This window comes from Devosia sp. WQ 349K1 (assembly GCF_016595685.1).
Taxonomy (GTDB): Bacteria; Pseudomonadota; Alphaproteobacteria; order Rhizobiales; family Devosiaceae; genus Devosia.
The window spans coordinates 168,564-187,873 of the sequence record NZ_JAENGO010000008.1 but is presented as its reverse complement, the minus strand read 5'-3'; the positions used below and the strand labels follow the sequence as shown (position 1 = coordinate 187,873).

Sequence of the window (19,310 nt, the reverse complement as noted above, 5' to 3'; positions counted from 1 at the left end):
CATCCAACATGACTGAGCCCACCCCACGTGGTAGTGACATTCGTCGCTGCCATAGGACTTTGTTTTGGTTTGGGTGAGGGCGTGATGAGGGTTTTGGTTACGGGCAATGCCGGATTTATCGGCTATCACGTGGCGCGCCGACTTCTGGAGCGTGGCGATGCTGTCGTCGGTTTTGACGTCGTTAATGCCTATTATGACCCCAGCCTGAAAGAAGCGCGCCTTGCGCAGCTAGAGGCGCTGAGCGCCCAGCTCGGCGGTGATTATTCCTTTGTTCGTGGTGACCTGGCAGACCGCGCAGCGGTTGAAAGCCTGTTTGCCGACAAAGGGTTTGATCGCGTGATCCATTTAGCGGCGCAGGCCGGTATTCGCTTTAGCCTTGAGGACCCGCACTCTTACGTGCAATCGAACGTGGTTGGCTTTACCCATATTCTGGAGGCCTGCCGCCACCACAAGATTGGGCATTTAACCTATGCCTCCACGTCGTCTGTCTATGGCGGCAACGCCAAAATGCCGTTCTCCGAACACGACGGGGCGGACCATCCATTACAGATCTATGCGGCCACCAAGCGCGCCAATGAGCTGATGGCGCATTCTTACGCGCATCTCTTTGGCCTGCCGACAACCGGTCTGCGCTTCTTCACGGTCTATGGCCCTTGGGGGCGGCCAGATATGGCCCTGTTCAAGTTCACCCGCAATATTCTGGCAGGTGAGCCGATCGACGTTTACAATTTTGGCAATCACACGCGCGATTTCACCTATATCGATGACATCGTTGAAGGCGTCATTCGCGCTTCAGATACACCCGCGCAACCCAATCCCGATTGGCGCGCTGATGATCCCGATCCGGCCAGCTCAAACGCGCCCTATCGTCTTTTCAACATCGGCAATTCCGAGCCAGTAAAACTCTCGGCCTATATCGATGCGCTTGAAGCGGCGCTGGGTAAGAAGGCCATTCGGAACCTGCTGCCCCTGCAGTCAGGCGACATGGCGGACACATCCTCCGATACCTCTGAGTTGACCAAGGCAACAGGCTACGCCCCACAAATGCCGGTGACTGAAGGTGTTCGCCGCTTTGTCGAGTGGTATCGCGCCTTCTATCGCGTCTGAACGTCCCCACAGCGCAAACGGAGAACCCCGCCACAGCCAGTGACGGGGTTCTTATGGTCGGCCGTTACTTCATCGTCGGCATTTGAAACTCTGCGCCATCCTTAATGCCGCTCGGCCAACGGGCTGTGACGGTCTTGGTGCGCGTCCAAAACTTGATCGAATCCATGCCGTGCTGATTGAGGTCGCCAAAGGCGCTCGCCTTCCAGCCACCAAAACTGTGGTAAGCCAGCGGCACCGGAACTGGCACGTTGATGCCGACCATGCCGATATTGACCCGTGCTGCAAAATCGCGGGCCGCATCACCATCGCGGGTAAAGATCGCCGTGCCATTGCCATAGGGATTGTCGACGACAAGCTGGAGCGCATCTTCATAGCTTGGGGAGCGAACAACGCTCAGCACAGGCCCAAAGATCTCTTCCTTATAAATGTCCATCTCGGGCGTGACGCGGTCAAACAGGGTTGGGCCGACGAAATAGCCATTTTCATAGCCCTGCAATGACAGGCCACGACCATCGACGACCAGCTCTGCGCCTTGCTCGACACCGGAGGTGATCAACGACTTGATACGGTCCTGCGAGGCTTTGGTGATCACCGGGCCCATCTCGCTTGATGCGTCAGTGGCCGGACCAACTTTGAGCTTTTCGATCCGTGGCTTGAGCGCCTTGATAATGGCGTCGGCGGTGCCGTCACCAACCGGAACCGCCACCGAAACAGCCATGCAGCGTTCGCCTGCCGAGCCGTAGCCTGCGCCCATCAGCGCGTCTGCGGCCTTGTCCATGTCAGCGTCTGGCATAATGACCATGTGATTCTTTGCGCCACCAAAGGCCTGCACGCGCTTACCATTGCTTGCCGCCGTGCCGTAGACATAGCGCGCGATCGGGGTGGAGCCGACAAAGCTAATCGCTTCAATCTTTTCATGCGCCAGAATGCCATCCACAACGGACTTGCCACCATGCACAACGTTGAGAATGCCCTTGGGTAGGCCCGCTTCAATCGCGAGCTGCGCGAGACGCACAGGCACAGATGGGTCGCGCTCCGAGGGCTTGAGGATAAAGGCGTTGCCAGCGGCAATGGCTGGTGAAAGCATCCAGAGCGGGATCATCGCCGGGAAGTTAAAGGGCGTGATGCCAGCGCCAATGCCCACTGGCTGGCGCATGGAATACATGTCGATGGCCGGGCCAGCGCCGTCCGTAAACTCGCCCTTGAGCAGATGCGGTGCACCAGCGACGAACTCAGCGACTTCAAGGCCGCGCTGCACGTCACCCTTGGCGTCTTCAACCGTCTTGCCGTGCTCCGCGCTCAGTAGCTCTGCCAGCTCCTGCATATTCTGGTTGATCAGCGCCACATAATTGAAAAACACCCGAGCCCGGCGCTGCGGATTGGTTGCAGCCCACTTGCCCTGCGCGGCGGCAGCAGAAACGACAGCGGCTTCCAGATCGGCTGGGGTCGCCAGCGCAACGCGGGCCTGCACTTCGCCGGTTGCCGGGTTGAAAACGTCCTGAAATTCGGTGCTGGTGCCTGTGGTTTCGACGCCGTCGATAAAGTGGCCAATAGTGCGCATGAGGCAGGTTCCCTTGTGTTGTAGCTTAGTTGCCGCTACGAAGGGTGAATAGCAACGCCAAGTTTTCGGCATCCGTTGTGCAAAAATTGTAGTGCAAGATGAACTGGGACGACGTTCGTATCTTTCTGGCCGTGGCGCGCACGGGACAGATTTTGGGTGCAGCCCGCAGCTTGGGCCTCAATCACGCCACCGTCGCACGTCGCCTGAGTGCGCTTGAAGATCAGCTCGGCAGCAAACTCTTTACCCGCAAAACCAATGGCTCCGAGCTTTCGAGCCATGGCGAACGCCTGCTCCCCCACGCCGAGCGTATGGAAAGCGCCATGCTTGCAGCGCAAGAAGCAGCTGGTGCTGATAGCACGGTGGAGGGCACGGTGCGAGTTGGTGCGCCCGATGGTTTTGGTGTGGGTTTTCTCGCCCCCCGTTTGGGTGAATTGCTGCGCCGTCATCCGGGATTGCGCATTGAATTAGTGCCCGTGCCGCGCTCGTTCTCGCTCTCGCGCCGCGAGGCTGATGTGGCGGTGACGCTGGAGCAACCGCGCGAGGGGCGGCTGGTGGCGCGTCGCCTCACCAATTACTCTCTCGGGCTATATGCTTCCCCGACCTATCTGAGTGAATGTGGGGTGCCGCAAACGCTTGCCGATTTGGAACGCCATCAATTGGTCGGCTATGTCGACGATCTCTTGTTCACCTCATCGCTCGATTACACGGCGGAATATCTCAAGAGCTGGCGGTCAAGCCTGGCCGTCTCTACGGCAATCGGACAGACAGAGGCAGTGCGGGCCGGGGCAGGGATCGGTATCCTCCACGCCTTTATGGCGCATAACAGCGCCGATCTCGTGCCGGTTCTACCTCAGCATATCCTAAGCCGCGCCTATTGGACGGTGATGCACGAAGACCTGCGCAGCATTCGTCGTGTTGCGCTGGTCTCCGATTTTCTCAGCGAGATCGTGTCCCGCGATCGAAAGCTATTTACCCCTCACGCATAACCCAAGAACACCGCCGTATCGGGATCGATCGGCACGCCATGCTCGGCGCGGTGCGCGGCTTCCGCCCATTCCCGATCGCCCGGAGCCATAATTTGCCCGCCACCTTCGCGCGCGGGAGCACCGCGCAGCGCCGATAGGTAGGTCAGCATGGCTTGGCCAAAAGCCTGCGCTCCAACGAACTTTGCAGGATCGATCACCATGACGAAATGGCCCATATTGCGGGGCGTACTAATATCGTCGCCGCCATACATGGGGATGAAGTTGGGGTCGAGCGTCGTCCCGGTGAGGAGAGCGGAGAACAGTGTGGCGACCCCAGCGAGCCCCGCGCCTTTAAATCCATAGCTCGCGCCGCCCAAGGGCAGCAGCATTTCCGCATCATGCGGATTGGTGGTTTCCACCCCGTTTTTATCCGCCGCAACCCCGGGCGCCAGGGGCTCATCGAGTGAACGATGCAGCAGCACCCGGTTCATCGGAATGGACGATGTCGCCATGTCCAAAAACCATGGGCGTGCATTGGGGACTGGCGCGGCAAAGGCGAGCGGGTTCGTGCCGTGGAACCGTTGTGCGCCGTCGTAAAGCGCCACCATGGCGTCGGTATTGGTGGTCACAAAGGTCACGAAACCCTGCTCAGCACCGGCGATGGCATAGGCGCCCGTTGCACCAAGATGGGATGAGTGTTCAATCCCGATCCCGGCAACGCCATGCTCGCGGGCGATCTCGATCCCCGCCTTCACAGCCTCATAGGCCGAGTAGTGGCCCAAACCATTGTCGGCATCGAGGATTGCGGACGAACTTGCCGTGCGGCGCAGGGTGATGTTTGGCGCTTTGTTGATGCGCCCACCCGCCATCATTTTACAATAGTGCTCGGTGAGCCGAACGCCGTGGCTATCAATGCCAACCATCGAGGCATGCAGCAGAGCGCGGGTTGTTGCATCCGCCGCCGCAGCAACCGCTCCTGCGTCTATCAGTGCCTTGCGGACACGCGCTTCGACGTCTTTTGCTGCAACCAATATTTGCTTGTCGCTGTGCATGTTTCCCCCCGGCCAATCATCAGCAGTTTTCTGATGGTTACGCGCGCGGGCGGTGAGTGCAAGTCGGATTAGGGCGTTTTGGTCTGGCTTTGCGCACGGCGCATGTCGACAGTGCGGGTAAGGACGTAAGCCAAGAGCCACAGCGCAAAGATACCGCTGCCCAGCATTAGCCCGTCAATCAGCACCGTATCGGTAATGCCTTCTTTCGAAAGCCATGCCTTCACGGCCTGCAAGGCGATACTCAATACTGTGCCGGTAGCAAAGACTGCCAGCCCCTGCCGTCCCATAATGCGCAAGGGAGCGGCCAAACGCGAGGACGCGATCACGCGCATCTGCGGGATCGAGGCAAAAACATAAAACACCGCCAACGCATGCAAGAGACGCGGTAGGCTCAGGAAGGTCTTGTCAAACCAGGTGATGTAGAAGGGCGCGCCCATTTTGCTGATCGCGCTGAGCCCGGCCCGAAACGCTTCCCCTGCCGGTGGATATTTCATCACCACAATAGTGGCGATCAGATAGGCCAAGGCCAGCACGAAAGCGACTGGATGGGCCGGAATGAACTGCTTTCCCTGCTTCATCGCCATGCCGCTCAGCACGCCAATGACGAACAGCAATTGCCACGAGAACGGGTTGAAAAACCAGCCGCCGCTATTGGGAAAGTTGGGCAGATTCAAGCGGAATTGACCGGCGATAACCCAGAGCAAGATCGAGCCCGCCAAAACCCAATAGGGGAACTTGCGTCCCAGCAAAATGATTGCCGGGGTAGACACAAGCAGCACAGCATAAAGGGGCAAAATATTGAGATAGCCGAGCTGGTGGGTCAGCAGCGGAATACCGATCATCGTCGACAGCGGATCAGCGAACAGCGCCTTGATGTTGTTCTTAGTCAGCAGCTCCGCCAAGTCGAAATAGCGCGCTGCGAAGGCGACAATGGCAAGGCAAATGACGGTGATGCTCAGATGCACGAAATAGAGGTAGCGCGCCCGTGCCCATGGGCGCGAGACTGCCAACCACAAATTATTGCCGGGAGCGAATGCCGATGAATAGGCCAAGCCCGCCGCAAGGCCGGACATAAAGACGAAAGCCTCTGCCGCGTCCGAAAAACCGAAGTTTCGATTGGTGGCATATTCGTAGACTGTGCCGGGCACGTGATTGATGAAAATCATCACCAAGGCCAGCCCCCGAAAAAAGTCGAGGCGATGGTCGCGCTGTCCGGGGACGAGCCCGACAGTCGCAGGCTTGGTCCTGCCGAGATGTGACGAAACCGGCCCGCCCCGCAGCAGGCTTTTATGCATTTTCAGCAGTCAGTTCGAGCACAGCAGGCGCAACAGACACCGGCTGCGGCTTGCTCCACTGTTGCAGGATGCGCTTATTCTCCGCGATCACCGGCACCACTTGGCGCTCCGTGACGATGGAGAAAATGTTCTTCATCAGCGGGCTCGATGCCGAATGCGAGGTCAGGCGAATAATCAGCGGTGCCAATACGGCCGGAACCGTTACGGGCAAGAGCCACAGCACAAACGCTGGCGCTTCGACCATTGTGAAGCCGATGGTTATGATACCCACCAGCATGATCCACCAGCTCGCGCCGATAGCCGTTTTCATCGGAACCACTTGCGCGTCGCGCTCGGTTGCTGGCCAACCACCGTCGAGGCCGAGGAAAATCTGGATAACCGCACGGGTTTGAAACGCTAACAGGATCGGCGCCATAATCGTCGAGATGACGATCTCACCCAAGGTCGAGAGCAAAACGCGCGCGGTGCCGCCAAACTGAGCATTGGTGCCGTCAAATGCGCCGCGTAATGCGATCGCTAGTTTTGGCAGAAGCAAAACTGCAGCAACGCCAACGCCCAAAATCCACGGCGCAAACTGCAAGCGTTCGCCCGGCGAGTCTGGATAGGCAGTCGCCAGAAGACTGGTGATCATCAACGCCAGCCAGATCGGGGAGGCGAGGTAGGCCATAATGCCCTGCAACAGCGTGAAGCGGTTCCAAAACTTCAGCTTCGGTGCCGCGAGCACTTTGTGGTGCTGCAGATTGCCCTGACACCAGCGACGGTCGCGTTTGGCGTATTCAATCAGGTTTTCGGGGCCATGTTCGTAAGAGCCGGGAATAGCCGGATCCATACGGACTTTCCAGCCGCCGCGCGAAAGCAAGGCTGCCTCGACATAGTCATGGCTCAGAATATGCCCACCCCAAGGTGGACGGCCAGACAACACTGGTAGGCCGCAGCATTGCGCAAAGGCGCGGACACGCACGATGGCATTGTGGCCCCAATAAGGACCCTCATCGCCCTGCGCCAAAGCCGCGCCACGAGCAAAGAAGGGCGATAGATAGGCAGCGGAGAACGCCATCATGCGGCCAAAGAGGCTGTCGGCATTGATCACGGTCGGCACGGTCTGCAGCAGACCCAAGCGCGGGTCATTGTCCATGCGCTCGGCCAGCGCGATCAGCGTCTTGCCTTCCATCAGACTGTCGGCGTCCAGGATCACAGCATAATCATATGCCGCGCCAGAATTGCGCACAAAGTCTTCGATATTGCCCGCTTTGCGGCCCGTATTACGCTCGCGGCGGCGATAGAAAATGCGCGCTTCCGCTTCTGGCTCGCGCGTCAACAGCTCGAACGCGTCGATCTCTTGCGCCGCGACCTCAAGATTGGTCGTGTCCGACAGGATTGCAAAGTCAAAACGGCTGGCGACGCCGAGCGCCACGATCTCGCGGTTCATCGCCGCAATACGTGCGAAGGTCTCGACCGGGTCCTCATTGTAAATGGGAATGAGTACCACGGTTTTGCCGGTTGGTAGCGTTGGCACGCAGGTGATCATGGTTTTGGACGCAAACGCGCCAATCACGCCCACGAGCCCACCAAACACCAACCAAAAAGTGGCGATAAACAGCAAGCCGGCGCGCAAAAAGTCGAGCCAGTTTGGTTCGTCACCACCAATGATGTGCAGGAACGCCCAACCTGCGGCAATGGCCGAAACACTGGCGATAACCAGTGAGAAAGCGCGCATAATAGCGGCTCGGCGCGACGCCTGCATTCCAGCCATTAGATTGTCCACCTATCAGCCGCGCTGCCGACCGAGAAACAGGTCAACCAGAACATTGACCAGAGAGCGATCGCGTTCGAGGCGCTGCTTAGGCATCGCCATGGGGGCATCGGGTAGGCCGAAATTTGAAGAAAAAGCGTGTCGTTTCATTCTATTCCTCGCCACTGGTAGATCCACGTTTCCGTAATCGGCTCATTTCCGAGCGCTATGCTGGCTTTAAGCTCGATCAGCGGTTGGTCCGCGGTGTCGATGTCTATGACAAGACGCCAATGTTCATTGGCATCGATGCGAGAAAAAGTAGTCGAAACTATGCTCCCCGCTGAGTTCGTAACCAGAACGTTAAATTCCGTGTCTGGTTCCAGATCGGGAAGGCGACCGCCTGCGAAGTCGATCACAAATTTCCTAAGGGCCGTCGCGTTTTCAACGCCAGAAACACCGCCCATGCCTGCGCGCGTCTCCGCGACATAGGCCAGAGTGGAGTGCTCTTCGGCGTTCAGATCACCCCAAGTGAGGCGATAGCTAAACTCGCGCGAGCTCCCGGCGGTAATGGCGCCTGCGGGTATCCAGAAGGCGCCAATATTGTCGTCCGCTTCATAGCGAGCGGGGATCTCGATCAGGCGAATAGTGCCTTCGCCCCAATTGCTGATGGGCTCAACCTTGAGCGAAGGGCGGCGCTCATAATGGGCGCCAGCATCTTGATAGGTCTCAAAGTCACGACCGCGCTGATAGAGACCAAAGGAGCGAATGGCCTTGTCCGCGAGATAGGTATTGCCAAGAGTTTTGGTGTTGTTTAGCGGCCGCCAGATGACTGTGCCATCGGAGGGTTCAACCAATAGGCCGGTGCTGTCATGGACCTGCGGGCGATAGTCATCAAAGCTGATATGATTGGCCGCGCCAAACAAGAACATCGATGTCAAAGGCGCAATGCCCAGCTCCGCAATATCGGCGCGGAAGTAGAGCCGCGCGGTCACGTCCATCACGGTCTCTTGCCGATTTTCGCCCGCGGGGCGGATGACAAAGCGATAAGCTCCGGCAACGCTTTGGCTTTCGAGGGCCGCGTATATTGTGATGCTGTCCGAGTTCTGCGGGCGTTCGAGATAGAATTCGCTAAACCGCGGAAATTCCTCTGGTCCATCGCGCCAAGAATTGATCAGCAAGCCGCGGGCGCTCAAGCCATAAATGTTGTCGCGGCCGAGCGCGCGGAAATAGCTCGCGCCAAGGAAAGAGACCAACTCGTCGGCACGGTCCGGATCATTGATCGGATGATTGAGCCGGAAGCCTGCTACCCCCGGGAACTCAGCGGTCTCGGCTTGGCTCTTCTGGTCTTCGTCAAAATAGAAGTTGAAGTCCGCGCCGGTGAAATTCATTGGGCGCGCTTGCCCTTCGTTCACCTCGAAAAGGCTCACCGTCTCTTTAAACAGCCAACCCGGCGGGAAAACATGGACTTGATAGCCATGGTCTTGCTCGGCCCAAACAGCGCGTTTGGTATTAAACTGCACGCGGCGATGACCATCATAATCCAGCCCCTCATAAAAGGCGGATGAGATCAGCTTTGGTGGCGCATAGGGTGCAGCGGCCACATCGCGCATGCGTGCAGAGAAACTGTCATAATTAAATGCGAAGCTATCCGGCCCTTCTGCAGTAGCAGCGGGAGTGAGGCTTGTGGATGATAGCAAAACAGCGGAGGCGATCACCCCTTTGAGGAGGGAGCGTCGTGAAATTGTGTGGGGCGTTTGAATCTTCATCTTCGGCGCGGTCGGCGTCTGCCCGTTATCCATCAATTAAAAGGAACGTCGCCAAGGCCATAAAGTTGAGTCATGGGTGTTATGCGTAAAACGCATGGCCCATGGCGCGCCGTTGCGACCAAAACTGGGGTCGTGTAACGCGCTTGATTTGGGGCGAAATGATGGTGCAGCAACCCAGTTAACGCGTGATTTTTTACGGGCCGTTGTCTGTATCGAGCGTGGTGCAGTGGCTGTGCGGTCAAAGTTGTGCACACCTAGAATGTTTGATGATGCAACCGAAAAGCTCGCCGACGATTTATCCGCAATAATCGATGGTAGGCCTATGAGAACTAACGGTAAGCGCATCCTGATTGTTGAGGATGATCAAACACTAGCAATCACTCTAAGAGATGCCTTCCGGGCAGAGGGAGCAGTGGTCCTTGGGCCTGCTCCGACAGTATTCTATGCCAGACATCTGATCGGACGGCGCGGGATAGACTGTGCGGTTATCAGTTCCGATCTTCCCGGAGATGAGGGCGAGCATTTTGTCACCCAGTTGGCGTCTTCTGGCACGCCGATCATAACACTCTCGCGCCATGCAAATGCGCATGCCCGGGTTCAAAAAGCCCTCGTGCGCCCGGTGGAAGCCAGCGCTGTGGTTGATTCTGTTGCGGCGCTCCTCACAGTGTACCCAGACGATAACAACCCTATTGAGCTCAAGAGTGAGCGGGCCGTGAAGGCTTTGGGGTTAGACGACAACCCGCATATGCGGGTTGTGCGTATCTGGACCGAGGCTATGCGGCGCCAAGCCGATGAGCAAACGCAGGAGTTCCTGTGAGATAGGCGGGTGAAAACCCGCCAACCGCTTTCAATCCGCCAATATCAGTGAGTGCCACGCGCGATCCTTGCGTTGAGATCAATTTGCGTCGTCGCAATTCTTGCAGTGTCCGGTTCACATGCACGGCGGACAAGCCAAGATAGTGCCCCAGCTCAGCTTGGGTCAGGCTGAAGGTGAACTGGTGGTTCTCTGACAGGCCCATGCGCCCGAGGCGATAGTCGATCTCGCAGAGGAAATGCGCCATCCGCTCGAGCGCGCTGCGGCAGCCGAGCGACAGCACCAGTTCCTCGGTCATCGCATTATCAATTGTTAAGTGTGCAAGAAGCGCTGAGAGGATCCGGGGGCGAAGCTCTATCAGCGCCGTCAGTCGGTCGAGGTCTGTGGTCAACACCGTCGAGCGCACCATGGCCACCTGCGTTGTCATCGGCTTGAGCCCGGTGACGAGGCTATAATTACACACATCTCCGGGCAGGATCATGCCCAACAATTGGCGACGCCCTTCCGGAGTGCGGTTCTCGCGGCAGAGAATGCCCGCTGCGACAATGCTAAAAGACTGGTTCGCCTCAAACCGATCATGAGGCGCAAGACTTTGCTTGCTCCAGGGCAGTTGCGCTAAAGCCAGAGTATCAGTGCGGTCCAAAAGGCCGGTGCTGGTGAAACGACGAAAGAGCGGGGGATCTTTCGGGCGGGTGTTAATCTCAGAGGCGGAGAGCCCCATCATGCTAATCCTTCCGGGACTTTCGCGTGTTGATCCAGTCCCTGATTGTCTAAGTGGCAAGGCCTAACGAGCGATCACATGCTGCGTTGGCGTGAGGGTCCTGCGCTACTGGCCCATCCCTGCCCAAGGGGCTGGTGAGGCAGGTGTTTTATAAACTGGCTTGCAGGTGTGCGATGCCAGCTGTCGGAGCGAGCCGCAGGCCGCGCGGTTCCGCGCCACAGACGCTGCGAAGCGTTCCGCATCGTGGCAGAACTTGGCGACATCTTGCGCCAAGCCGTCTCGGTGGGAGGGTAAACGCAGTACCATGCTCTCACTTTCGCTTGTTGTTATCAGCGCCAATGCGCTGAGAAACAACGGCAATCAGTGGGAGTAGTTCCGGTGATTTGGGTAGATTAAACCATCGCGCGCCAAGTTGAATTGGCGCGCTGGCTTAAGTGTCTGACAGGGTGGAAATTGGAATTTCTACCAGGATTTGACGCGTATAACTTTTACCACGAGAACGCGGGGCCGTTTGTTCTTGCGCCGAGTAGGAACACGTCGGACATCAGCCGCAGCGGGGCCGCGTCGACATCGCTTTCGTGCTGATCCAACAGATCGGCAAAGCGATCATAAATTCCGGCATACTCAGCGTCGCCGTGCTCCAAGATCAACTCGCCATTGACGATCAGTCGTCGCCCGCCGCCTTCGAGCTTGATGTCATTGCCGGTGCCCGTGACGATGTGGACTGTCCAAATCTCACCGCTCTCTTCGAGCCAATTGAACCCAGCGCTCAGCGCAGGCTTATGCGCTTGGCCCGATTTGAAGCCGATTTCGACATCGACAGGGGTCATCTTATTGGCCGGGAAGGTGAGATTGGCGCTCTCGACGAACACCGGGAAGGGCATGATTTTGGTGAAAATCGAAAAGGCATTGATGCCCGGATCGCAGACACCAAACCCGCCTGGCTCCCAAACCCAATCCTGACCGGGGTGCCACTTGCGCACGCTTTCGCGCCAATCGATGCGCACGGACTTTACGCCCTGCTCAGCCAGAAGCGCTTTGGTCCGATCAACAGCAGCATTGTATTGGCTGTGCCAGGTTTGGAACAACACGCGATCGAGCCGCTTAGCGTGGGCGATGAGATCATCAAGCTCGGAAATCGTCGTGGTCGGCGGCTTTTCCATCATCACGTCTTTGCCCGCGTCGAGCGCTTCGCGCACCAGCGTATGGCGAACGCCCGGTGGGGTGCAGATCGAGACGAGGCCAACTTCGGGCATGGCAGCATAGAGCTCAGCTGCCGTGCGGAACACCGGCAGGCCATTGTGGGCGATCCCGCGTGAGGACACGGTTGCGGCAAGTTCAAAGTCTTCGGATGCGTCGATCACCGGCAAATGCTGATCGATTGCAATCTTCCCCACGCCGATAACGGCGATCTTGCGCTTGCCCATAATGAAACTCCTCTCAGCAGCGCTGGCTATAGAGCAGAGGTCCGCGCGCCCTGCCAAGCCAAAATCAGCAAAAGTATGATTTTCTTTGCCTATCGAATAAGGATGGCGCGGAAATCATTCACATTGGTGCCCGTCGGCCCGGTGACGAACAAATCGCCAATGGCTTCAAAGGCCGTATAGGCGTCGTTATTGGCGAGATAGGCCAGAGGATCGATACCCGCCGCGCGCATGCGGCTGGCGCTGGTTCCATCGACAAAAGCCCCGGCATTGTCCTCAGAGCCGTCGATACCGTCCGTATCCGCCGCCAAGGCCGTGACACCTGCAACGCCATCGAGTTCAATCGCCAGCGAGAGCAGGAATTCGCCATTCCTTCCACCACGGCCCTTGCCGCGCAGAGTGACAGTAGTCTCCCCGCCGGAGAGCAAAATCACCGGCTTATTAAATGGCCGATTGCGCACCGCGACTTCTTTGGCCAGTGCTGCATGAACCCGCGCCACCTCGCGCGCCTCACCTTCAATGGCGTCGGACAAAATAGCGCTTTCTACCCCGCGCTGTCGCGCCAATGCCGCCGCAGCCTCAAGTGATAATGCGGCAGACGCAATGGTGGCGCTGGTGTTGCGCGCAAACACTGCTTCGTCCGGTTGTGGTGCTAGATTCTCGTCCGACGCCAAAAGCTTAATGGCTGCCGCAGGGAGGTCGAGCCGATACAGCTCCACGAACCGACGCGCATCGGCGCGGGTGCCTTTGAGAGGGAGCGTCGGACCCGAGGCCACGAGCGCCGGATCATCACCGGGCACATCCGAGACGACAAGCGTAACCACTTTTGCCGGATAAGCCGCCTGTGCCAGTCGCCCGCCTTTTATGGTCGAGAACTGATTGCGAACCAAATTCATCACCCCGATCGGGGCCCCTGATGCCAGCAGCTGTCGGTTGATTTCTTGCTCGTCCTCAAAGCTCAGCCCGTCAGCGGGGGCCGGGAGGAGGGAGGAGCCGCCACCTGAAATCAGCGCGATCACCAAATCATCCGCGCTCAGGCCGGCGACCATATCGACAATCCGCTTGGCCGCTGCGAGCCCTGCCGCGTCCGGCACGGGATGCGCCGCCTCAACAATCTCGATGCGTTCACAGGCTTGCCCATAGCCATAACGGGTCACCACCAATCCTTCGATTGGTCCCGGCCAAGCCTTCTCCAGCGCAGCCGCCATTTGCGCTGAAGCCTTTCCGGCCCCAATCACCAAAGTGCGCCCCTTGGGCTGAGCGGGCAAAAAGCGGGTCACCGCCAGTTCCGGCTGCGCTTTGGCGACAGCCTCATCGAACAGGGCGTTAAGCAAGGCACGGTCCATGGGGGATAACTTTTTAAATCGAAGGACAGAAGGGAAAGTGTTGGTCGAAAACTGCGCGAAATATTCGACCAGTGCATTCGACTTGTCAAAGCCCGGTCACATAGGTGCAATATTGCGCCGCAAGGAGTTTCGATGGCGCAAAGATTCGCACTGTATTACGCCCCGGCCGTGACCTCCCCGCTGTGGGAGCGAGCTGCGATTTGGTTAGGGCGCGATGCCGCCAATGGCAGTCTCTATGATGGCGCAGTGGCAGGTATCCCACGCGATCGCCTTCTCAACGTTACCCAATCGGCCGGTCGATATGGGTTTCACGCCACCATCAAAGCGCCTATGGCTTTGGCCGAAGGCAAAAGCGAAACGCAATTGCGCGACGCGCTGGCCGCGTTTTGCCACAACCGGGCGGCCATTGATCTTGGCACACTCAGGGTCTCAAACCATTTTGGCGTTTTGGCTCTAACGCCGGTCAATCCGACCGCAGCTCAGGAATTCGCTGCGGAACTGGTTGAGCATTTCGAGCCCTTTCGCGCGCCGCTGACCGCGCGGGACCGAGCGCGCCGTCTCCCAGGTCTTTCGCCAGTTCAGGTCGAACTGCTTGATCGCTATGGCTATCCCTATGTGCTCGATCAATTCAAATTCCACATGACCCTGAGCGACCGCCTCCCAGCCGATGAGCTTGAGGAAATGGCCGTGGCCGCAGAACAATGGTTCGCCCCTGTGCTGACCACCCCTATGCGGCTCGATCGTATGTCGATCTTTATTGAACCCGATAATGGCCTAGCCTTCCGGCGTCATGCCGATTGCGAGTTCACCGGATGATGGTGTCTCGCGCCTCATACAACAGCGGAGGGAAACACCCTTGAGCCATCGTCCTCCCGGCGTTTTGGTGCTTGTCATTGGGCCGTCGGGCGTTGGTAAAGACACGCTCATTGCTGGCGCACGCAAAGCGCTGAAGGAAGATCGGCGCTTTAGCTTTGTGCGCCGTGTTGTGTCTCGGCCAGCGGACGCTGAGCGCGACGACTACACCGGCATGGAGCCCGAGGATTTCTACGCTGCCGAACAAGCGGGCCGTTTCGCCCTCACATGGCCTGCTCATGATCTGAGCTACGGCCTCCCCATCAGCGTTGACACAGACCTTGCCTTAGGGCGCGTCGTTGTGTGCTCGATTTCCCGCCACGCGGTGCCGCAGGCCATTGCGCGTTATCCCATGTGCCGAATTGTACAAATTTCTGCGGAGATATCACTGCGCGCTGACCGGCTCGCCAAGCAGGGCCGCGAACATCGCGATCAAATCGTGGCGCGCCTCGCTCGCGTTGGCACGCGCTTACCGGCTGATGTCACGCCAATTGTCATTGATAATTCAAATTCTATCAGTATCGGCATCCACGCGTTTCTCATGTCACTCCGCCAAATCGCCGGCGAGTGAACCTATCGCGCTGTCTTGCGTTAACCGGGCTGGTTTGGACAAGGAGTCTGCGGTGTCCCGGAACGGCCTATATTTTCTCGTTGCGCTTTTGCTTATCGCCTTGGTTGGCTTTGGAATTTACACCTACCAACAAGAGCAAGCCCGTCCAGGTATCGAGGTTCGCGTTGATGAACAGGGGATTTCGATCGATGGAAACGGCTAACCCACGTTACGACGACCGCCATGAAATGATTGCGTCGGCAATCGATACCGAAATTGATCGGCAGGCGAAGTCGGGTGCTAACCGCATAGACGTCAACGCACTGGCAGAAGCGGTTGAAGACGCCATTGCGCCCACCAAGCCGCGCTTGGACGGCAAATCGCCCGGCGAACTCAACGCAACGAACGACGATTGATCTAGTAATGCCGAATGCTCATTGAGCCGGTGGCCAAGCCACCGGCATTTATGCGTTCAGGCCTTCGCTCACAGCCTTAACCGCTGCGCTACGGGCCAATTCGACCGTTGGGAACAAATGCCCATCGATAGCGAAGGCGGGGAGCTTCACCGCGACAAACTTGAAGCCTTCGGAAACCGGCACGACAACGCCCTGCGGTTCACCAGAAACCTCGATAACGATTGGCTTGAGCCGAACGGCTCTTGAAAGACTATTTTCCTGCATTGTGGAATCTCCACCTGCGTGCCGTTTCCCCGGCGCACGATCAAAAGATCTGCACCAAGACAAGCTACGCGGGTTCTATCGAAGGTTTGAGACGAGTGTGTGACGGATGATCACATTCGTTTCGAGCGACAGGACCCTTGCCAGCGTTTGGCTAAATGTTTGCAGGTTACTACGGTCGTAAACACGGCGCGGATAGTGAAGGTCATCGATGTCGGCATCGTCGTTCCTCTCCTAGCGAGTGTTGGACACGGCTATCGTCCGCTAATGCGGCGCAGTGAAGGCAATTTAGGCTAGGCCTATTAATTTTCCTAGTACTGCTTTGTGCGGATATGGCCAAAAACATAAAAAACCTTACCAAAGCAATGAGATTACTGAGGGATTCGGCCTCTACAACACGTCCGCCCCATCAGATTGCTTGCGCGCTTGGTCACAATCTGGTGTTCTCAGCGTCCGCCGCAATGTCCATTGCTGTTCGACCATTAAGAGGTTCATTTCGTGTCAGATGACGACCAAGCGCCAGTTGCTCGCAGCAAGCGCGGCGTGAAGCCCAGCGGCAAACCGACACTCAAAACCATTGCCGAAATGACCGGCCTAGCCGTCACCACCATTTCGCGGGCGCTCAACAATGCCCCAGAATTGGCGCAGGATACGCGCGAGCGCGTGCAAAAAATTGCTGCCGAAATTGGCTATCTGCCAGACCGGGCTGCACTTCGTTTGAAGACGGGGCGTACCAATGTCGTCGCGCTGATTTTGGAGCCGGAAGAGACCATTTATGGTTTTGGCACAAACTTGGTTTCAGGCATTACCGAAGCCTTGCGTGATACGCCCTATCATCTCGTCATCACGCCTTTATTCCGCAATGTCGATCCGATCGTTCCGGTGCAGCATATCGTGCGCAACCGTATGGCCGACGGGGTGATCTTTTCGCGGGCCGAGCCCAATGATGAGCGCATTCGCTACCTATTGGACGAGAACTTCCCCTTTGCCGTCCACGGCCGCAGCGCCTTTTCCGAGCCTCACCCCTTCGTGGATTTCGACAACGAGGCCTATGCCTATCACGCCACCAAGCGCTTGGCGGCGAAGGGCTGTAAAAAGGTGTCGATCGTTCTTCCGGACAGTGCGCTGACCTATACTGAACACCTTAAATCCGGTGTTCTGCGCGGCGCTCAAGAAGCCGGTATCGAGGCTGAGTTCGCGGCTGACGTGAACCTGAGCAGTCATTCCGATGCCATGCGCAGCTATATTATCAAGCGTGCGCAGCGCCCGAACCCACCCGATGGCTATGTTTGCGCTTCTGAGCTCTCAGCGCTGGCCATTATTGGTGGATTGACCGACGCCGGCCACACGCTTGGCGATGACGTTCACGTCGTCACCAAGCAGTCCTCGTTCATGTTTATGCAGTTCCAGCCGCAGGCCGAAACCGTGCCGGAGGACTTTGTCCACGCCGGTCGCGAGCTCGGTCAGATCCTCCTGCGCCGTATCAACGGGGAGCAGGAGAACCTGACGCATCTGCAAGAGCTGCGTATTCCCTGGCTTTAGCCTTCGATTTCTTCGCGCAGCATTTCAAGCTCCAGCCATTGCTCTTCGGCCTTGGCCTTCTTGGTTTCCAGCGCTGCTAGGGCGTTGGTCTGGCTGGCAAAGCCGTTTGGATCGCGCACGTAGAAATTGGCGTCAGCGAGCTTGGCATTGACTGCTTTGATCTCAGCGTCGAGCTTTTCGATATCCTTGGGCAAGGTTTCGAGCGCGTGCTTTTCCTTAAAGCTCATCTTGCGCTTGGCGGGCTGGGCAGCTGCGGCTGCGGCTTCGGCCTTGCGCTTTTCGGCCTTGGACACTTTTTCGACGACGCGGGCTGAAACCCCTGCGCCGCGCTGACTGACCATGTCCGAATAGCCACCGGCATATTCAGTCCAGTCGCCATTACCCTCGGCCATAATGACGGAGGTGGCGACGCGGTCTAGGAAGTCACGGTCGTGGCTCACCACCACCACGGTCCCGGCATAGTCCGAAACCATTTCTTCTAAGAGATCGAGCGTTTCGAGATCGAGATCGTTGGTCGGTTCGTCGAGCACGAGGAAGTTTGAGGGCAGGGACAACGCACGGGCTAGGGCAACGCGGGCGCGTTCGCCACCCGAGAGCTTGCCGATTGGCGTATTGGCCTGTTCCGGGGTGAACAGAAAGTCTTTCATATAGCCAACCACGTGCTTGGGTTCGCCATTGATATGGATGGTGTCGCTGCCGCCGCCGGTCAGCGCATCGCGCAGACGCGTTTCGGGCTCGAGCTTGGCGCGGCCCTGATCGAGCATTGCCAGTTCAATGGCGGAGCCAAGTTTGATCGTGCCGGTATCAGGCTCAAGCAAGCCGGTCAGCATTTTGATCAGCGTCGTCTTGCCCGCGCCATTCGGCCCAACAATACCCACGCGATCACCACGCAGAACGCGTGTCGAGAACTCTCGCACCACGGTGCGCTCGCCAAAGCTCTTGCTCACCATGTCGGCTTCGGCAACCAAAGCGCCAGAGGTGCGGCCTTCGCTCACGGCCAGGGTCACGCTGCCCTGCACCTTGCGCTGATCGCGACGATCCTGACGCAGGCCGGAGAGGCGTTCGAGGCGACCCACATTGCGCTTGCGGCGCGCGGTCACGCCATAGCGCAGCCAATGCTCTTCGCGGACAATCTGGCGGTCGAGCTTGTGACGCTCTTTTTCTTCATTTTCGAGCACTTCGTCGCGCCAGCCTTCAAAGGCCGAAAAGCCCTTTTCAATGCGGCGCGTGAGACCACGATCAAGCCAAACGGTGGAGCGGGTGAGGTCCGAAAGGAAACGACGGTCGTGGCTGATCAAGACGAGGGCCGAGCGCATTGAGCTCAACTCATCCTGCAGCCATTCGATCACTGGCAGGTCCAAATGGTTGGTTGGTTCGTCCAGCAGCAGCACATCGGGCTGGGGTGCCAAGACGCGCGCAAGCGCGGCGCGACGGCCTTCGCCCCCGGAAAGCGTGCTGGGGTCTTCTTGGCCGGTCATGCCGAGCGCATCGAGCAAATATTGCGCGCGATAGGAATCATCGCCCGGCGCAAGACCGGCTTCAACATAAGCCAGCGTCGTCGCATAACCTTTGAGGTCCGGTTCCTGCGCCAAATAGCGAATGGTCGCGCTTGGCTCTGCAAAGCGCTTGCCGCCGTCGTGCTGAATAAGACCCGCTGCGATTTTCAAGAGTGTCGACTTGCCCGAACCATTGCGGCCGACAAGCGCGATCCTCTGGCCTGGGGACACAATCAGCTCTGCACTTTCTAGCAGTTGCGTACCGCCAAAAGTGAGGGAGATGTCCTGAAGCGAGAGAAGGGGAGGCTGGGCCATTGTGTCGTCCGGTATTGTTCAATCGCGCATAGACCACAGGGCCGATGGCTAATCAATCACGCTAAAAAGGAAAAGGCCGGTCAGGACGTTGAGGA

19 protein-coding genes are annotated in these 19,310 nt (G+C 58.0%); 8 read left to right on the top strand and 11 right to left on the bottom strand.

Features of this window, described 5'->3' with window-relative positions; translation table 11 throughout:
- Positions 1-84 precede the first annotated feature (84 nt).
- On the top strand, positions 85-1,107 hold the full coding sequence (locus JHL21_RS16305; protein WP_200214666.1) for an NAD-dependent epimerase: 1,023 nt from the start codon (positions 85-87) through the stop codon (positions 1,105-1,107).
- A gap of 64 nt (positions 1,108-1,171) precedes the next feature.
- Here JHL21_RS16305 and JHL21_RS16300 read toward each other — a convergent pair whose 3' ends face one another.
- On the bottom strand, positions 1,172-2,668 hold the full coding sequence (locus JHL21_RS16300; RefSeq protein WP_200214664.1) for a CoA-acylating methylmalonate-semialdehyde dehydrogenase: 1,497 nt from the start codon (positions 2,666-2,668) through the stop codon (positions 1,172-1,174).
- Positions 2,669-2,766: 98 nt separating this feature from the next.
- Between JHL21_RS16300 and JHL21_RS16295 the strand changes: the two genes are divergently transcribed.
- Positions 2,767-3,654 (top strand): LysR family transcriptional regulator, encoded by an 888-nt coding sequence (locus JHL21_RS16295; RefSeq protein WP_200214662.1) that lies wholly within the window; start codon positions 2,767-2,769, stop codon positions 3,652-3,654.
- On the opposite strand, the gene JHL21_RS16290 is transcribed toward JHL21_RS16295, so the two are convergent.
- The 5 genes from JHL21_RS16290 to JHL21_RS16275 all read right to left on the bottom strand — a co-directional run bounded on the left by JHL21_RS16290 (position 3,645) and on the right by JHL21_RS16275 (position 9,478).
- Complete coding sequence (locus tag JHL21_RS16290; protein ID WP_200214661.1) at positions 3,645-4,685, bottom strand: Ldh family oxidoreductase; 1,041 nt, start codon at positions 4,683-4,685, stop codon at positions 3,645-3,647. The genes JHL21_RS16295 and JHL21_RS16290 overlap by 10 nt on opposite strands.
- A 68-nt stretch (positions 4,686-4,753) precedes the next feature.
- Positions 4,754-5,980, bottom strand: a complete 1,227-nt coding sequence (locus tag JHL21_RS16285; RefSeq protein WP_200214659.1) for an OpgC family protein — start codon at positions 5,978-5,980, stop codon at positions 4,754-4,756.
- On the bottom strand, positions 5,973-7,733 hold the full coding sequence (gene mdoH, locus JHL21_RS16280; protein WP_200214658.1) for a glucans biosynthesis glucosyltransferase MdoH: 1,761 nt from the start codon (positions 7,731-7,733) through the stop codon (positions 5,973-5,975). The genes JHL21_RS16285 and mdoH overlap by 8 nt, the downstream gene beginning before the upstream one ends.
- 15 nt (positions 7,734-7,748) lie before the next feature.
- The gene (locus JHL21_RS17935) at positions 7,749-7,883 is read right to left on the bottom strand and encodes a hypothetical protein (RefSeq protein WP_282567609.1); all 135 of its coding nucleotides are present in this window, start codon (positions 7,881-7,883) and stop codon (positions 7,749-7,751) included.
- Positions 7,880-9,478 (bottom strand): glucan biosynthesis protein, encoded by a 1,599-nt coding sequence (locus JHL21_RS16275; RefSeq protein ID WP_200214656.1) that lies wholly within the window; start codon positions 9,476-9,478, stop codon positions 7,880-7,882. The genes JHL21_RS17935 and JHL21_RS16275 overlap by 4 nt, the downstream gene beginning before the upstream one ends.
- Positions 9,479-9,800: 322 nt before the next feature.
- Between JHL21_RS16275 and JHL21_RS16270 the strand changes: the two genes are divergently transcribed.
- Positions 9,801-10,295 carry a response regulator gene (locus JHL21_RS16270; RefSeq protein WP_200214654.1) on the top strand — a complete coding sequence of 165 codons (495 nt, stop codon included), beginning with the start codon at positions 9,801-9,803 and terminating at the stop codon, positions 10,293-10,295.
- Here the strand turns inward: JHL21_RS16270 and JHL21_RS16265 are convergent.
- The 3 genes from JHL21_RS16265 to JHL21_RS16255 form a co-directional block, all read right to left on the bottom strand.
- Positions 10,252-11,016, bottom strand: a complete 765-nt coding sequence (locus JHL21_RS16265) for a Crp/Fnr family transcriptional regulator (protein ID WP_200214653.1) — start codon at positions 11,014-11,016, stop codon at positions 10,252-10,254. The two genes, JHL21_RS16270 and JHL21_RS16265, sit on opposite strands and share 44 nt — an antisense overlap.
- Before the next feature lie 485 nt (positions 11,017-11,501).
- The gene (locus JHL21_RS16260) at positions 11,502-12,440 is read right to left on the bottom strand and encodes a Gfo/Idh/MocA family protein (RefSeq protein WP_200214651.1); all 939 of its coding nucleotides are present in this window, start codon (positions 12,438-12,440) and stop codon (positions 11,502-11,504) included.
- A gap of 89 nt (positions 12,441-12,529) precedes the next feature.
- Complete coding sequence (locus JHL21_RS16255; RefSeq protein WP_200214650.1) at positions 12,530-13,783, bottom strand: glycerate kinase; 1,254 nt, start codon at positions 13,781-13,783, stop codon at positions 12,530-12,532.
- 132 nt (positions 13,784-13,915) lie between these two features.
- On the opposite strand from JHL21_RS16255, the gene JHL21_RS16250 reads away from it, so the two are divergent.
- From JHL21_RS16250 to JHL21_RS16235, 4 genes are read left to right on the top strand one after another with little or no spacing between them, the layout of a single operon-like run.
- Complete coding sequence (locus JHL21_RS16250; protein WP_200214648.1) at positions 13,916-14,599, top strand: DUF1045 domain-containing protein; 684 nt, start codon at positions 13,916-13,918, stop codon at positions 14,597-14,599.
- Between the two features lie 40 nt (positions 14,600-14,639).
- The gene (phnN, locus tag JHL21_RS16245) at positions 14,640-15,206 is read left to right on the top strand and encodes a phosphonate metabolism protein/1,5-bisphosphokinase (PRPP-forming) PhnN (RefSeq protein WP_200214646.1); all 567 of its coding nucleotides are present in this window, start codon (positions 14,640-14,642) and stop codon (positions 15,204-15,206) included.
- Positions 15,207-15,258: 52 nt separating this feature from the next.
- Positions 15,259-15,408 (top strand): hypothetical protein, encoded by a 150-nt coding sequence (locus JHL21_RS16240; RefSeq protein ID WP_169196853.1) that lies wholly within the window; start codon positions 15,259-15,261, stop codon positions 15,406-15,408.
- A complete protein-coding gene (locus JHL21_RS16235; RefSeq protein WP_200214644.1) occupies positions 15,395-15,601 on the top strand; it encodes a hypothetical protein in 207 nt (68 codons plus the stop codon). Before JHL21_RS16240 ends, JHL21_RS16235 begins: the two co-directional genes overlap by 14 nt.
- Before the next feature lie 48 nt (positions 15,602-15,649).
- On the opposite strand, the gene JHL21_RS16230 is transcribed toward JHL21_RS16235, so the two are convergent.
- Positions 15,650-15,865 carry a hypothetical protein gene (locus JHL21_RS16230; protein ID WP_169196851.1) on the bottom strand — a complete coding sequence of 72 codons (216 nt, stop codon included), beginning with the start codon at positions 15,863-15,865 and terminating at the stop codon, positions 15,650-15,652.
- A 495-nt stretch (positions 15,866-16,360) separates the two neighbouring features.
- Here JHL21_RS16230 and JHL21_RS18075 point away from each other — a divergent pair, with 495 nt between their 5' ends.
- Positions 16,361-17,404: a LacI family transcriptional regulator gene (locus tag JHL21_RS18075; protein WP_367948216.1), complete on the top strand. Its 1,044-nt coding sequence runs from the start codon at positions 16,361-16,363 to the stop codon at positions 17,402-17,404.
- On the opposite strand, the gene JHL21_RS16220 is transcribed toward JHL21_RS18075, so the two are convergent.
- Positions 17,401-19,215, bottom strand: coding sequence for an ABC-F family ATP-binding cassette domain-containing protein (locus JHL21_RS16220; protein ID WP_200214642.1), 1,815 nt, complete (start codon positions 19,213-19,215; stop codon positions 17,401-17,403). The genes JHL21_RS18075 and JHL21_RS16220 overlap by 4 nt on opposite strands.
- Positions 19,216-19,310: the final 95 nt, after the last annotated feature.

Excerpts from the sequence above, each read along its gene's own strand:
- JHL21_RS16305 (WP_200214666.1), top strand. The coding sequence starts at position 85 with ATGAGGGTTTTGGTTACGGGCAATGCCGGATTTATCGGCTATCACGTG.
- JHL21_RS16300 (WP_200214664.1), bottom strand. The coding sequence starts at position 2,668 with ATGCGCACTATTGGCCACTTTATCGACGGCGTCGAAACCACAGGCACC.
- JHL21_RS16295 (WP_200214662.1), top strand. The coding sequence starts at position 2,767 with ATGAACTGGGACGACGTTCGTATCTTTCTGGCCGTGGCGCGCACGGGA.
- JHL21_RS16290 (WP_200214661.1), bottom strand. The coding sequence starts at position 4,685 with ATGCACAGCGACAAGCAAATATTGGTTGCAGCAAAAGACGTCGAAGCG.
- JHL21_RS16285 (WP_200214659.1), bottom strand. The coding sequence starts at position 5,980 with ATGCATAAAAGCCTGCTGCGGGGCGGGCCGGTTTCGTCACATCTCGGC.
- mdoH (WP_200214658.1), bottom strand. The coding sequence starts at position 7,733 with ATGGCTGGAATGCAGGCGTCGCGCCGAGCCGCTATTATGCGCGCTTTC.
- JHL21_RS17935 (WP_282567609.1), bottom strand. The coding sequence starts at position 7,883 with ATGAAACGACACGCTTTTTCTTCAAATTTCGGCCTACCCGATGCCCCC.
- JHL21_RS16275 (WP_200214656.1), bottom strand. The coding sequence starts at position 9,478 with ATGAAGATTCAAACGCCCCACACAATTTCACGACGCTCCCTCCTCAAA.
- JHL21_RS16270 (WP_200214654.1), top strand. The coding sequence starts at position 9,801 with ATGAGAACTAACGGTAAGCGCATCCTGATTGTTGAGGATGATCAAACA.
- JHL21_RS16265 (WP_200214653.1), bottom strand. The coding sequence starts at position 11,016 with ATGATGGGGCTCTCCGCCTCTGAGATTAACACCCGCCCGAAAGATCCC.
- JHL21_RS16260 (WP_200214651.1), bottom strand. The coding sequence starts at position 12,440 with ATGGGCAAGCGCAAGATCGCCGTTATCGGCGTGGGGAAGATTGCAATC.
- JHL21_RS16255 (WP_200214650.1), bottom strand. The coding sequence starts at position 13,783 with ATGGACCGTGCCTTGCTTAACGCCCTGTTCGATGAGGCTGTCGCCAAA.
- JHL21_RS16250 (WP_200214648.1), top strand. The coding sequence starts at position 13,916 with ATGGCGCAAAGATTCGCACTGTATTACGCCCCGGCCGTGACCTCCCCG.
- JHL21_RS16235 (WP_200214644.1), top strand. The coding sequence starts at position 15,395 with ATGGAAACGGCTAACCCACGTTACGACGACCGCCATGAAATGATTGCG.
- JHL21_RS16230 (WP_169196851.1), bottom strand. The coding sequence starts at position 15,865 with ATGCAGGAAAATAGTCTTTCAAGAGCCGTTCGGCTCAAGCCAATCGTT.
- JHL21_RS16220 (WP_200214642.1), bottom strand. The coding sequence starts at position 19,215 with ATGGCCCAGCCTCCCCTTCTCTCGCTTCAGGACATCTCCCTCACTTTT.